This is a genomic window from Clostridium ljungdahlii DSM 13528 (assembly GCF_000143685.1).
Lineage (GTDB): Bacteria > Bacillota > Clostridia > Clostridiales > Clostridiaceae > Clostridium_B > Clostridium_B ljungdahlii.
Genome location: NC_014328.1, coordinates 386878 through 401687, shown reverse-complemented (window position 1 = coordinate 401687; position 14810 = coordinate 386878). Strand labels below are relative to the sequence as shown.

At 30.0% G+C, this 14810-nt stretch carries 10 protein-coding genes; 1 reads left to right on the top strand and 9 read right to left on the bottom strand.

Going from position 1 to position 14810, the window contains the following annotated elements; translation table 11 throughout:
* Positions 1–40 precede the first annotated feature (40 nt).
* The 4 genes from pdxA to CLJU_RS01865 are packed head-to-tail and all read right to left on the bottom strand — an operon-like array spanning position 41 to position 4448.
* Positions 41–1042 (bottom strand): 4-hydroxythreonine-4-phosphate dehydrogenase PdxA, encoded by a 1002-nt coding sequence (pdxA, locus tag CLJU_RS01880; RefSeq protein ID WP_013237067.1) that lies wholly within the window; start codon positions 1040–1042, stop codon positions 41–43.
* Positions 1043–1065: 23 nt separating this feature from the next.
* Positions 1066–1965 carry a 4-hydroxy-tetrahydrodipicolinate synthase gene (dapA, locus tag CLJU_RS01875; protein WP_013237066.1) on the bottom strand — a complete coding sequence of 300 codons (900 nt, stop codon included), beginning with the start codon at positions 1963–1965 and terminating at the stop codon, positions 1066–1068.
* 49 nt (positions 1966–2014) lie between these two features.
* Complete coding sequence (locus tag CLJU_RS01870; RefSeq protein ID WP_013237065.1) at positions 2015–3175, bottom strand: iron-containing alcohol dehydrogenase; 1161 nt, start codon at positions 3173–3175, stop codon at positions 2015–2017.
* A gap of 1 nt (position 3176) precedes the next feature.
* Entirely contained in the window at positions 3177–4448 is a 1272-nt protein-coding gene (locus CLJU_RS01865; RefSeq protein WP_013237064.1) for a four-carbon acid sugar kinase family protein, read from the bottom strand.
* A 261-nt stretch (positions 4449–4709) separates the two neighbouring features.
* On the opposite strand from CLJU_RS01865, the gene CLJU_RS01860 reads away from it, so the two are divergent.
* The gene (locus CLJU_RS01860) at positions 4710–6497 is read left to right on the top strand and encodes a sigma-54-dependent transcriptional regulator (protein WP_013237063.1); all 1788 of its coding nucleotides are present in this window, start codon (positions 4710–4712) and stop codon (positions 6495–6497) included.
* A gap of 231 nt (positions 6498–6728) precedes the next feature.
* Here the strand turns inward: CLJU_RS01860 and CLJU_RS01855 are convergent, their stop codons facing one another.
* From CLJU_RS01855 to CLJU_RS01835, 5 genes are all read right to left on the bottom strand, one after another.
* On the bottom strand, positions 6729–8054 hold the full coding sequence (locus tag CLJU_RS01855) for a hypothetical protein (RefSeq protein WP_013237062.1): 1326 nt from the start codon (positions 8052–8054) through the stop codon (positions 6729–6731).
* Positions 8055–8339: 285 nt separating this feature from the next.
* Positions 8340–10337, bottom strand: coding sequence for an RCC1 domain-containing protein (locus tag CLJU_RS01850; protein WP_013237061.1), 1998 nt, complete (start codon positions 10335–10337; stop codon positions 8340–8342).
* Positions 10338–10348: 11 nt separating this feature from the next.
* Complete coding sequence (locus tag CLJU_RS01845; RefSeq protein WP_013237060.1) at positions 10349–11302, bottom strand: patatin-like phospholipase family protein; 954 nt, start codon at positions 11300–11302, stop codon at positions 10349–10351.
* Positions 11303–11527: 225 nt separating this feature from the next.
* Complete coding sequence (locus CLJU_RS01840) at positions 11528–13129, bottom strand: recombinase family protein (RefSeq protein ID WP_013237059.1); 1602 nt, start codon at positions 13127–13129, stop codon at positions 11528–11530.
* A gap of 15 nt (positions 13130–13144) precedes the next feature.
* Positions 13145–14776, bottom strand: a complete 1632-nt coding sequence (locus CLJU_RS01835) for a recombinase family protein (protein WP_049781877.1) — start codon at positions 14774–14776, stop codon at positions 13145–13147.
* Positions 14777–14810 lie beyond the last annotated feature (34 nt).

Genomic DNA, 14810 nt, shown 5'->3' with positions numbered 1-14810 from the left:
ATTTGATAAATTCAATTATTTTATAATGATAGTATAATTATTAATTTTTAGGTACTAATTCAACTGCTGATTTAATTGCAGCTAACATGCTCTTTTCATCAGCAATATTTTTTCCAGCTATGTCAAAGGCAGTTCCGTGGTCAACAGACGTACGTATAACTCCTCCATTTAACCCAACTGTTACATTTATTCCATCAGACATTCCAAGAACTTTTATAGGAATATGTCCTTGATCATGATAGCAGGCAACTACAATATCAAAGTCACCATTTACAGCACGGAAAAATACTGTATCAGGTGGATAAGGTCCACTTACTTCTATACCTTCTTCTTGAGCTCTTTTTATTCCTGGAATCAATTTTTCTTCTTCCTCACCATTTCCGAAAAGTCCATTTTCACCAGCATGTGGATTTATACCAGAAACTGCAATCTTCGGATTCTTGTATCCAGCTCTAGTTAATACATCATTAGCTAATTTAATAACCCTATAAGTTCTTTCAGGATTTATCATTTCAACTGCTTTTACAAGACCAACATGTGTTGTAAGATGAATTACCTTCAGTTTTGGTGATGATAACATCATTGAATAATCTTTTGTATTAGTTAATTCTGCTAAAATTTCTGTATGTCCAGCAAATTTATGTCCACCTTTTTGCATTGCTTCCTTGTTTAAAGGTGCGGTACAAATAGCTTGTATTTTATTTTCTTTTGCAAGTTCAACAGCTTTTTTTACAAATTGAAATGCTGCATCTCCGGCAACCGGTGACATTTTTCCAATAGTTAAATCTTCGGGAATTATATCAATATTAAAGCAGTCAATTTTACCATATGAAAACTCTGCATCTTTTATATCATTTATTAAATTTAAGCTTACATCAGAATTAGTAATTTCTATTGCTTTTTTTAAAAACTTTGGATCTCCTATTACAACTGGTGCACAAATATCATATACATTTCTATGACTTAATGCCTTTACTATAATTTCAGGACCAATTCCTGATGCATCACCCATTGTAATACCAATTACAAGTTTTTTAAGCATCTCTTTTCCTCCTTACTCTAAAATTATCTCATTCCTTTATCTGCATTTTCCTTTAACACTTTCTTTAAAGCTTCAATGCCTTCTTCTGGTAATTGATTAAAAGGTGCACGACATTTACCAACATTGTATCCTAATAATGACACTGCTGTTTTAACAACTGTATTTGGATTTCCATATTTAAAGCAGCCACGGAAACTAGCTATGCTATCTTGGTATTCTTTAGCTTTTTCCCAATTACCTTCCATATAAGAATTGTAAATTGATGCCATAGTATGAGGATATACATTTGCACAACCTGCAATACCTCCAACACCACCTGCTTTTAAAGCCCAAAGAATTAATTGGTCATTTCCAGATAAGACACTGAAATTATTTTTTTCAGTTGCAGAAATATATCCAAGAATGTTTGTAAAGTTACCTGAAGAATCTTTTGCACCAATAATGTTAGGAATTTGACTTAACTTTCCAACTGTTGCTGGAGCTAAAGCATTACCAGTACGCGCTGGAATATTATATAATATGATTGGCATATCTACTGCTTCGGCTACAGTTTTATAATGATCATATAATTCATTTTGGCTGGCTACTGCAAAGCTAGGTGTAATTATACTTAATGCATCGGCTCCTAAATCCATTGCCATTTTTGATTGCTCAATTGTTTCTTTAGTTGAAACACATCCTGTACCTGCATATACTGGAACACGTCCATTAGTTTCTTCAATTACAGTTTTAAGAACTAACTTTTTTTCTTCTTTATTTAAAATATAACCTTCTCCATTAGTACCAAAACAGAATATAGCATGTACACCGTTTTCAATTTGGCGATTTACTTGTTCTCTAAGTGCAGCAGCATTTATAGATTCATCCTCATTCATTGGTGTAATCATTGCTGATATAATTCCTTTAATTTCAACTTGTTTCATTTTTAAACATCCTTTCTATAAAAACTTAATTTTGTATAAAAACTTTAATTTAAAGAATTTGTTTATATAATTCACAGGCATCTTCTTTGGTAACTTTACGCATATTATTATCTAGTAAACGTGTAACCTGCATTCCTGCATCAACTAAAATATCCAAATCAGATGCTGGTACGTCAAAAGTAGATAGACTCGTTGGAATATCCAAATGCTTTACAATTTTTTCAAACTGTTTAATCATAAATTCACTTTTTTCTTCCACAGTAGTGCAAGTTTTTTCTCCATGAACACATCTGTCATATGCTTCAGCAAATTTTGCGCGACACACTGGTTCATTAAATCTCATTACAGGTACCAAAAGAATCGCATTAGATACGCCATGAGCAATATGATATTTACCACCAAGTGGATAACTTAAAGCATGTACAGCTGTTGTTCCTGAAGCTGTTATTGCAACTCCTGCGTAAAAGCTTGCAATTTGCATTTTATTTTTAGCACTCATTGCTTCAGCATCATCACAGGCCTTAACAATATTATTAAGAATCATATCCAAAGCTTCTAGAGCAAAAATATCACTGAAAGGATTTGCCTTGTTTCCAGTAAAGCACTCAATAGCATGAGCTAATGCATCTACACCAGTAGCAGCTGCAATTTTTCTAGGTAACTTTTTAATCATAATTGCATCTAAAATAACATAATCTGCAATCATTTCTTCATTTACTATACCTATCTTTAATTCTTTCTCAGGAACTGCCACGATTGCATTAGGTGTAGCTTCAGCTCCAGTTCCAGCTGTTGTAGGTATCATCAAAGTCTTTATACACTTTTTAGCTAATTTAGGTTCATCTAATAATTCATGAACTCCATAATCATCTGTTGCAAGTATACTAGCAAGCTTTGCAGTATCCATAACACTGCCTCCGCCTACTGCCATAATAAAATCAGCTTTACTTGCCTTAAATTCATCTACAAGCTTTTGTGCTTGACTATATGTAGGTTCAGGTGGTAGATCATCAAGTATACTTACTTCAACTCCTGTTGCATTCACAAAGTTCATAGGATAATCTAATAAACCTGCACTTTCAATTCCTTTGTCTGTAAAAACAGCTAACTTATTTACTTTATTTTCTAAAATAATTGTTTTTATATTTTCTAATGAATTTTCACCACTATATACAACATGTGGCATTTTTAGATTATATTTTTCTAACATTTTATAACTTCCTTCCCTCATTTAATCTTAAAAGCATTTTTGATAAATCGCTAAATATAGTTTCTTTACCAAATCCACCAGATTTTGAAATTACATTTAGCATCTTTCCATTATAATTAAGCTGTGACAGCACAACTCCACAATCCATTTCACATACAGGAAATATACCTTTAATACCAGCCTCACGTGCAAATCCAATGAGTGAATCTCCCCCCATAATGAAAATGGTACTATCACATCCCTTGTCAATTAACCGCTTCAAAATCTTGCCCATGCTAGATATAATATGTGTACGCATCTGTTCAGTTGAAATTCCTTTTTTCTGTGCATAAGCAGTTGTGCTCTCAGTGCCTTCCATATCGTTTGTATCAAGAATGACCATATGATTATTTTCACTAGAATCATACAAATTCTGAATAAATTCATCTGCATCACAGTTTTCTGCCCAATCAGTGTTCAGCTTTTGCTCTGGAGTAAGTCTAAAATATGGTATTCCCTTACACTTTGCATCATTGCATTGAGCAACTGAAACTGGATTAACACTGCCGCATGCTACAAACATATTGGGTTTTATTTCAGGTATTCGCGGTCTCTCGCTTCCAAGCTGAAGAATCTGTGATAATATAGACGCTAATCCTGCACAACCAGCTATTAGATGCATTTCATCCTTTTTATTAAGCTTTTCAGCAATATTTTTGATATCCTGATCACAACTCGAATCATACACTATGATTCCTTCTGTTGATTCACATGATTCTGAAATATCTGCGCTCATAATATGAACTGGAAGCTCAGACTGAGAATTAATAATTTCTTTTATATCTGAGTAACAAACCGGCTCAAAGGGGTCCTGACCAAAAATGCTTTGAGCAACTGGAATTCCATTTATATAATGTACACCATTTACAGTAGTGCGACCCATTTTCGGAAATGCAGGAATAAAATGAATGTGTTTTGATTTACTTGCCAGCATTGCCGCCGTAAGTTCTGCACCAATATTTCCACGCAAAGCAGAATCAGTTTTTTTATAAATATATGAAATTCCGATTTCAGTTGCTTGTCTTACAATTGAAAATACTTTTTGATACGCTTCTGCCTTATCAAGATGGCGAGTCTCTGCATCAATTACTAATACTTCCACATTTGACTCTATTTTAGTGTAATTGATTTGAGAATCAACTATCACATATGTTACAGCACCACTAAGTGTGAACTGCACACCTGTATCTAGTGCTCCTGTAAAATCATCTGCTATTATCAATAGTTTAACCATGTAATGTAAGGCCTCCTCCAATTAATGTAATGATTTCTATTAATAAAAATAAAATATTTAATAAAGATTTCATGGACATTATGCCGTGTTCTTTATGCCCTTATAATATCAGAACTTATAATTCCATTAAATGAAAACGTCCACATTTTTCGTTTAATTTTGAAACAATATTAAAGCTTATTGTATTTATTGATGAAATATTATAATATTGTTACATAAGTATTTCATATTTGAACATATGATTATAAGGAGAGATATAAAATGTCATCTAAAATAAGAATTTTAGCCATTGCACCATATTCCAGTATGGAGCCTTTACTAATTAAGGTCTCAAAAGATTATCCCAATATAGATCTGACAATTACGGTGGGAGATTTAAAAAAAGGAGTAGAAATCGCTCAAAATAATTTTCACGGAAACTACGATGTTATTATATCACGAGGCGGTACTGCTAAATTACTTCAACAGTCAGTTTCACTGCCTGTAATTGAAATTAACACATCTGTTTATGATATTTTACGTACTTTAAAATTATCAGATGCTGATACAAAAAAAGTCGCAGTAGTTGGTTTCCCAAATATTACAAAGGACCTTTTATCTTTAATGGAATTATTACCATATGAAATTGACATATTTACAATAAATTCTGCAGATGAAGATATTTCAATTCTACAAAATTTAAAAGATACTGGTTACCATGCTATTCTTTGCGATATGATTACCTATACAACTGCTAGAAAATTTGGTATGAATGCATTTTTAATTACATCGGGAATTGAAAGTATTCGTGATGCATTTGATACTTCTGTTTTTTACTGTAATAACTATACTAATATGAGATCTGAAAATCACTTTTTAAGACAACTTATCCATGGAAGAGATGCCAAAACAGTAGTTTTTACAAATGATGGGAAATTGTTTTATTCTACACTTTTAGATGATGATACAGATATTTTAGATACACTTCATAAAAAAATAGATGAAGTTCTTCCAACTGGAAAACGTCATTTCTTACATCGTCAAAATAACCTGCTTTATTCTATTCAAGGACAGAGAATTCTCTCTGACGAATTTGAATATATAGCTTTCTATTTTTCTGTTAGTAAGCCTCCACTATCTGGCAACAAATGCGGTATCAATTACAGTAGCAGTAAAGAAGTAGAAAAAGATTATTTCAATAGTGCTTATAGTATAGTTGGTTCAATTGATAAACTTAACAGCACCATTGACCAAGTAAATCAAAATTTTTACCCTGTTATGATTTCTGGTGAAGAAGGTACAGGAAAAAAGCAAATTGCTAAGGCTATCTATTTAAACAGTCCTGCAGTTAAGCAGCCATTTATAGAAATTGATTGTACTCTATTAAGTGATAAAATATGGGATTACATTTTAAATAATCATAATTCACCTTTATGTGATTCTGGTAACACTATTTTTATAAAAAATGTAAATGGTTTAAGTCAGCAGCAGCAAAAGGAGCTTTTAATTGCCATGACAGATATGGAAATTTGTAAAAGAAATAGAGTTTTACTTTCATGTATAAGTTCTTCTAGCGGAACACTTGATTCAAATATGATGGCATTTATAAATCACCTGCACTGTTTTATCATCACTTTACCAGCATTAAGAGATGATCCAGCGCGCATAGATTCAATTTTAAAACTATATCTTAACAAACTAAATATATCTACTGGAAAACAAATTTTAGGAATCACGCCAGATGCAATACAGATGCTTTGCGGATTTTCTTGGCCTTATAACTATACGCAATTTACTCGGGTTATTCAAAATCTCACTATAATAACTAAAGGTCAATATATTTCTTCTGATGAGGTAAAAGAAGTCTTAAGTAAAGAGAAAACTATTTTTTCAACTTCTTTCAATTCTAAATATTCTGCAAAGCTATTAGACCTATCTCGTCCTCTTAGTGAAATTGACAAAAATATTGCACTAAAGGTAATTGAGGTGTGTAACGGCAATCAAACCAAGGCTGCTGAAAGTCTCAAAATCAGTCGAACTACATTGTGGCGTTTAATTAAATCTAAATAGATGATCTGCAAACTATCTATTTTTGTGAAAGGGCATATTAGAATCTGTTATTTCTAATATAAAATAATTTGCCACCCAGAAAACAAACGCGGTGGCAAACAGCCAAATTTTCATATTTAATTACGCAAATCTATTGATTTACCTTGATTAGCTTAACTACACACTCCACGTGCATGAAACTGTTATATAAGGTAAAAAGACAATATACATATTACTTTTTATTAGAAATGATTATTTTAACTCTTCATATTTAATAATACCAAATTTTTTGGGATCCTCAATAACCTCTTTTATTTTTTTCATCAATCTATACAACAATCTAACTTCGACATTTCCTTCTTCTGTATCATAATATGTTTTATCACTAATATCGATTTTTCTCATTAATTTGATATGTCTCTCAATGTTATTATTAAGCATACTATACTCATCAAGTATATAATTTTTATTGTTTTTCAAAATAGCTTTACAGTTATTTATCAAACTTCCAACATCGTTAATAGTTACATTTTCCTTACAATCGCCAATACATACAGTATAAAAGCACTCTAATAACTTTTCATTATATTCATTCTTTCCATCATCTGGGACAAAAAAGCAGTAATTATAATCAAGTTCTTTGCCTTTTAGCTCTTCATCTAATTGTATTATTTTTTTGGTAGTTTGATAAATTAATCCAGCATACCCTTCTTTCTGCAGATTGTCAGTAAACATTTGTGGTAAAATATATTCCTCAATCACTTGATTTTTTGTATCAACTGGAAATGTAAGTATCTGAAATAGTATGCTATCACCAATAATAGTGTCTGCCTTGTTTTTTGAAAAAACGAACTGAGAATTGTCATATTCTATTTTTGATCCTCCGTTCATTAATGGATAAATAGAATTATTTAAGTTATTAGCAATTGAATTCGTTATATTGTACATAGCCCTATTATAAAACCAACTGTATTTAGGTACATATAATGCAAAATTTATATTATTAAATTCATTTCCCAATTCTTGAATATCAGTAGGTATAGATCTTGATAGATAGAGCATTGGCTTGCCGGCAATGCTAAATCGTTGACTTCTAGCTAATTTTCTTTTATTGAATGATATATGATAATATTCATGTATATTCTTTATATCATAATCTCCAATAGGTCTTCCTCTAAATAATGGTACTTGAGAAAACTGAACTGAATTACTATCTGAATAGTTTGTACAATAATTATTAATATAGTCATTTAATCTTTTATATGCATCACTTATGTTTCCTTTAGTATATGCTTTATAAGTATCAATTAAGCCATCAAATAATTTTTCAAATAAACTAATTTTTCCTTTATAATCACTAAGTAAGTCATTACAAAATTTTACATATTCAGTCTCATTTTTGTATTTTCTAGAATAATAACAGTTACAATCTTTTATCGAATGTAACTTTATAAATTCATCAATATAATACTCCTTATACTTAATCAATTTTTCTATAAAACTTGATTCTTTAAGACATTTTTCTTTAAGTAATTTTTGATGTTCATTATCAAAGAAGCAACAAACACATGGCATCATCCGCATCCCCATTCATTAAAAATTATATCGCAAATAAACTTTCCTTACACTATTTAAACATACAATCTAAATTTATAAAAATAAATTTCATATTGCCTTTATTTATCTTTTTTCTCACTCCAACATCTGTGTGAAAAGCTCTCCATCATATACAGTTTTCATTCATACTTATTCTCATTTCCTACAATCATATGTTTTTATACTAATTTCTCACTTTTAAATTATCTTCAAAATTCACATATTCTTATTAATCTACCTATAGATTTTTATACTATAATTTTAATACTAGATGCAAAACTTAGACGGAACACAGCAGTTTATATATTCGTTGTTTCCCCACATATGAACTTTTCCACTTACATCCAATGCCATCATAATTTCGCTGCCAGCTGCAATTTTAACTATATTTTTGACATCTTTAGGTACGATTAAAACTTGTTTTAATATATCCACATTATCAGAACCCCAAACATGAACATTTCCCCTTTTATCTAATACAATAGCATGATACTCACCCATAGAAATGGCAATAATATCTTTTAAATCTTTAGGAATATTATAAATTTGCCTATTATTACTAAAGACAAATACATTTCCTCTTTTATCTAATGCAATTATACTTCCTCTATCTACGGCTATATCCTTAATATCTCTCCAGTGAGATACATCAAATTTCACCTTTCCTCCTTTATAAAATTTCCAATTATATACTCTTCCATTCTCACATAATACATAAAAATCCGAGCCATCACTAAGAACTTTTACTGCTTTTCCTAAATTATATGGTACCAAGCTTTTACCACCATCACAACTACTATAACAATAAACTTGTCCACTTTTATCCAAAGCTATTAAATTAAATGGTCCCTGCCCTGTTGATACTTGAACAATATCCATTAATTTTAAATATTTTTCATGCCACTTTGTGATTCCTAATCTATTCGGCCAAAAAATTATTTTATTATCTATTGTCACACCACAGCAACAATCATTAGAAGAAACACATTTACCAATTGCTACATCAATCCATTTTTCATTATTATTTCTCGGCATATTACCAATCAAATCATAATCACTCATATTTGTATTACCCCAAATAAACAACTCATCATTTTCATCAATTATAGCTCCAAATTTATCACCAGCATACAATTTTATTTCATTTAGATTTGTTTTATTACTACTATCAATATTCTCAAATTTTTTGTTATTTATAATTTTATTTTTAACATTTATTGCTTGAAAATTGTCACAACTGCATTTAAAGATTTTTATATTAAACAATAACTCTATTATAAAATCAAATAAATTTACTTGAGAATTTATATTTATAAATTCAGTTTCTTCAATGTAATTTTCTGTTATTGAGTACCTCAATTTTTTATCATTCACACATATTCCATTAACCTTTAACTGTGATTTTACTGTATTTACTATATACCTTTCACTAGACTCTAGCAATTTTTCCTTTACTAATCCACTTATAATTGGCATCTGATCGGTATCAATATTTACTAAATCTGTTATATCTTCATCTACTAACTTGCTAAACAAATTTTTATTTTCTGATACATATTCTATAAATTCTTTATACGATATTTTTTCTTTAGTTGACAAACCTATTTCACTTAATGCTGATTTTATCAATACTAAATCTGATGTAGTCCACTTTCCTTTTGTTATACTATAAAAATCATTTGCTATACAAACTATCTTTTCAATTTTATTAAGTTCACTATATTCAACTCCATCAAGCATTAAATATTCTATTGTATTTAACCATTTAAGTAAGTTAACATTTTTCTCTAATATTTCAACTCTGGTTTCAAGTTGAATAATATTACTTCTGGTTTGTTTAAAAAAGGTTACTAATGTTTCATAAATTTCATTAATTTCACCTTCAACTTCTATAGTTAAAGAATTTAACTTATTATTAACAGTAGTAATAAGCTCAAAATTCATTAGATTTTGTTCTGCTAACTTCTGTAAAATTTGTTGTGAGCAATACTGTGCTGTTGATAAATTTCTGTCTATTTCCGATTGAAGCTTTTGATTTTCTCCTGTTAATTCACCCCAAAATCTTTTTAATACACCTTGCTCCGATAACTCATTAGCACGTGAATCACTCGCAGTTAATGCTGTTACACTGTCAAAAACTAACCTATTTATTTCAAAAGCATTATTTTTATGATTTTTTATTATTTCATCTATCTGCTTATCTATTTCTTGCTTTTTCCCTTTTGTTAAATATTCATTTTCTTGTAAAGTTACAGACAATTCCATGTAAAATCCCCCTAATGATTCTTCAGTAACTTATTTAATTCATCTTTAATTTTTTCTCTTTTATCAAATAAATTTACCATTTCATATGTAAAATTTACTTCATCTTTCTTAAATTTCTGTAATTGTATTCCAATTTTAGATTGTACAATTCCCATCTCATACATTGGTTTTAAAATTTTAATCGTATCATTATATCCTTGTCCAATTCTTCTTTCCGCGCTTTCCTTTGAAAAATCTAAAGTTCCAGTTAATAAATCACCTTGAGAATTACTTGGAACTATTTCAATTATATTAGCATCCTTAAATGACCCACTATTATATAAAGAATTTCTTGCTAGATGGACAACTATAAAATTTCTTATACCTCTATCATATAAAGGTTTAATTGGAACATTATCCTTTACTCCTCCATCTATATAATATTGCCCATCTATTTCTTCATTATCAAATATAATAGGCAATGCTGAAGATGCTAGTAATATTTTTTTTATTGTTTTATCATCTTTACCATTAATTTTAAGATAATCAATTTTCAACGTATTTATATTATATGCTGCTGCAAAAATATCTAAATAACAATTACTTATATAACCTAAATTTATGTTATCATCAATTATCTTAACCAAACCTTCTCTTGAAAATATTCCATTTCCATAAAACTCTCTAAAAATAATAGTTAAAGCCGCCATTTCCCCTTTAATTAATCCTATTTCTAAGAGTTTCAAGATTATTTTTTTCATATCCAACTTAAGTATTTTATCTTTAGATATATTTTTCCAGACGGTTTCAGCAACATTATAGTTTCCCTGTGCAAACAATATTCCATTCAAGATACCAACAGATGTACCAGAAATAGCTGTAATATTTTTATCTATACCATATTCTCTTAGAGCTTTCCAGACACCTATATGGTAAGCACCTTTTCCCCCTCCACCAGTTAAAACTAATCCAATTCCTTTATACATTTTATCTCCTAATGTCATACATTTATTTTCCATCTTTTAATTTCTATATCCTTTTATAACAAATTAGTTATGCTTTAAATAATATCTCTTTATCTATTTATGTGTTATGTGAATTTTACATATAAAAAATAGATGAATTAGTTTTTTATACCAACTCATCTCTAATTATATATCAAAGTATTTTAAATCTCCACCAAATGCAGTATTACTTTTATATTATTAATATTACAATATTTCTTTTACAACAACACCACTTTTATAGATAAATTCAACCTCCACCAAACTTATTACTTTCACCTTATCAACAATCTGCATGAAAAGCTCTCTATCAAAATCCTTAATAATATCTTGTCTGTCTCTTAAAATTCTTTCAATTTCTTTTACTTCCTGAATACCCTCTTTCTTTATCAACTCTGTATTATCAAACCCTGCCTTCTTTTCTTTCAACTGTTTTATTTCTTCTTCAAGCCTCTCATATTCCTCATCATAAATCTGGTTATCCAAGCTGCTTCTTACATTTAGTCTTACCAGATTCATCATCTGCTCCTTCAATTCTTCCAGACTTTCATTTATTATTTTAAGTTCACTTCTATCTTCTTTACTTTCTGATACCCTACTTATATTTTCCATCATAGTTTTAATAAAAGCTTCCTTATTTTCAATGATTTTATTTATAGATCTTACAAATGCAGCTTTTAGTTTTTCTTCAGATACAGCTTTCATGCTGCAAGCTTTTAAACCATTATCAATATGATTGGCACAAAGCCACACATATTTTTTATATTTTTCACCTGGTCCCCATCTCTTTCTCCTGAATTTACTGCCGCAATTACCGCATACTATCCTTCCCGAAAAGGCATATTTATTGGTATATCTACTTTTAGTTTTTTCTGAATATCCTATAAGTGATGCCCTTCTTTTTATTTCTTCCTGAACCATTCGAAACATTTCTTTTGATATTATTGCCGGATGGCTGTCTTCAACGTAATACTGCTGGACTTCACCTTTATTCTTCACCCTTTTATGAGTTAGAAAATCTGTAGTTATAGTTTTCTGAAGCAGTGCATCTCCAGAATACTTCTCATTTCTTAATATCTTCTGAATCGTTGAATCATGCCACTTTCTTCCTCCTGCACCTGTCAGAATATTATCTCTTTCAAGGTCTTTTCCTATAGCTCTTATACCTTTTCCCTCAAGATATTCTTTATATATACGCCTGACTATTTTAGCCTGTTCCTCATCTATAATAAGCTCGCCATTTTCATCTTTATCATATCCTAAAAATCTTTTATGGTTAACTCTTACTTTTCCCTGCTGAAATCTTCTAACTATACCCCATCTGCTGTTTTCCGAAATGTTCCTTGATTCGTCCTGTGCAAGGGAAGATAAAATGGTAAGCAAAACTTCTCCTTTTGAATCCAGTGTATCAATATTTTCTTTTTCAAAATACACCCCTATTCCTTTATCCCTTAAAAGCCTTACATATTTAAGACAATCTAGTGTATTACGTGCAAACCTTGAAATTGATTTTGTAATGATCATATCAAACTTACCTGCAAGTGCCTCATCAATCATTCTTTTAAATTCTGTCCTATGTTTTGTATTTGTACCAGTTATACCTTCATCAGCAAAAATTCCTGCAAACTCATATTCCGGCTTGCCTCTAATATAGCTTTCATAGTAAGTTACCTGAGCTTCATAACTTGTGAGCTGCTCATCAGTATCCGTACTTACTCTACAGTAAGCACATACTCTTTTCTTCTTTTTATCTTTAATACCATTTATCACCTGTACCTGTTTTGCAGGTATCACCGAAACCTTTGGCATAAAAATTTTCCCCCTTTACTGCAATCCTTTAATGCCTTTCTTTTTTATAAATTCTTCTTCAACCACCATTCCATTCTTAAAGTGAAATTCGAGATGGGTGGGTGTTATAGCTACAATTTTTTCTATTAGATTCTCAAATATATCATCATCGAACTCTGTAATAATGCCATCTCTATCTTCTATAAACTTTTTAATCCTTTTATTTCTTTCTAAAAGCTTTTTATATTTTTCATCATTATAACTTAATGAATTTCTTCTATTTTTAAATTCCTGAAGTGTATCTTTTAAGTTTCTATACCTTTTATCAAATGTACTTTCTTCTAGTTCACCTTTTATCTGCTTTCTTACAAGTTCTTTAATTTTTCCGCTAATGTTCTCAATCTCTCTATCTACTCTTAATATATCTTCACATTTTTCATTTCGCTTTAAAACTTTTTCTATATTATCAGCAAACCTTTTAAAGAAATCTTCTTTAGCTTCATAAATTCTATTAAATACTCTGACAAATACAGCTTTTAAAGTAATATCATCAACTGCTTTCATACAGCAGGAACTTTTTCCTTCATTAATATATGTCCTGCACTGCCATACTATCTGCTTTGACTTTGCTTTGCTATTCCAGGTTCTTCTACTAAAAAATGCTCCACAATTTCCACATATTATTTTTCCGCTAAAAGCGTATCTATTCTGATACTTATCTCTGTTTTCTGGTAAATTTCCATATTTTAAAGCTTTTATTTTTCTTATATTCTGAACTTTTAAAAAATCTTCTTTTGATATTATTGCTTCATGGTGTTCCTTAACCTCATATTTTGGGGCTTCACCTTTATTTTTCTTTCTCTTTCCAGTTAAATAATCAACGGTTATAGTCTTTTGAAGTACTGCATCCCCACAATATTTTTCATTTTGTAAAATATATTTTATTGCACTTTCATTCCACACTCTGTTTCCTGTTACAGTTTTGATATTATCTTTTTCAAGTCCAGATTTTATTTCTTTTAAACTTCTGCCATTTAAATATTCCCTGTAAATTCTTTTTACTATTTTGCCTTCCTCACTATTTACAGTAAGCTGCTTTTCATTATTTAAGTCATACCCTAGAAACCTCTTAGTTGTAATATAAAACTTCCCCTCTCTAAATCTTTTCTGAATACCCCATTTTACATTTTCTGAAATATTTCTCGATTCATCCTGTGCAATAGAACTCAAAATACTTAAAACAAGTTCACTATCTGCACCTAATGTATTTATATTTTCTCTTTCAAAATACACACCTACACCAATATTTTTAAGGTGTCTTACTACATCAATACAATCTGCTGAATTTCTTGCAAACCTTGATATGCTCTTTGTCATTATTAAATCAACTTTTCCTAATTCACAAGCTCTAATCATTCTATTAAATTCTGTCCTTTTAAGCATTCCTGTACCTGAAATTCCTTCGTCTGCAAAAACTCCAGCATACTCCCATCCTGATTTATTCTTTATATGCCTTTCATAATAAGAAATTTGTGTTTCTAAGGATTCTGACTGCTTTAAACTTCCGGTGCTTACCCTGCAGTAGGCACATACTCTTGTCTTTCTCAAAAATTGTCCACTATCAGGAAATGATAAATTTCTCGCTGCAATTGAAATTATCTTTTTCAATATAAAGCCTTCTTTCATCAGTGCTATATGTTAG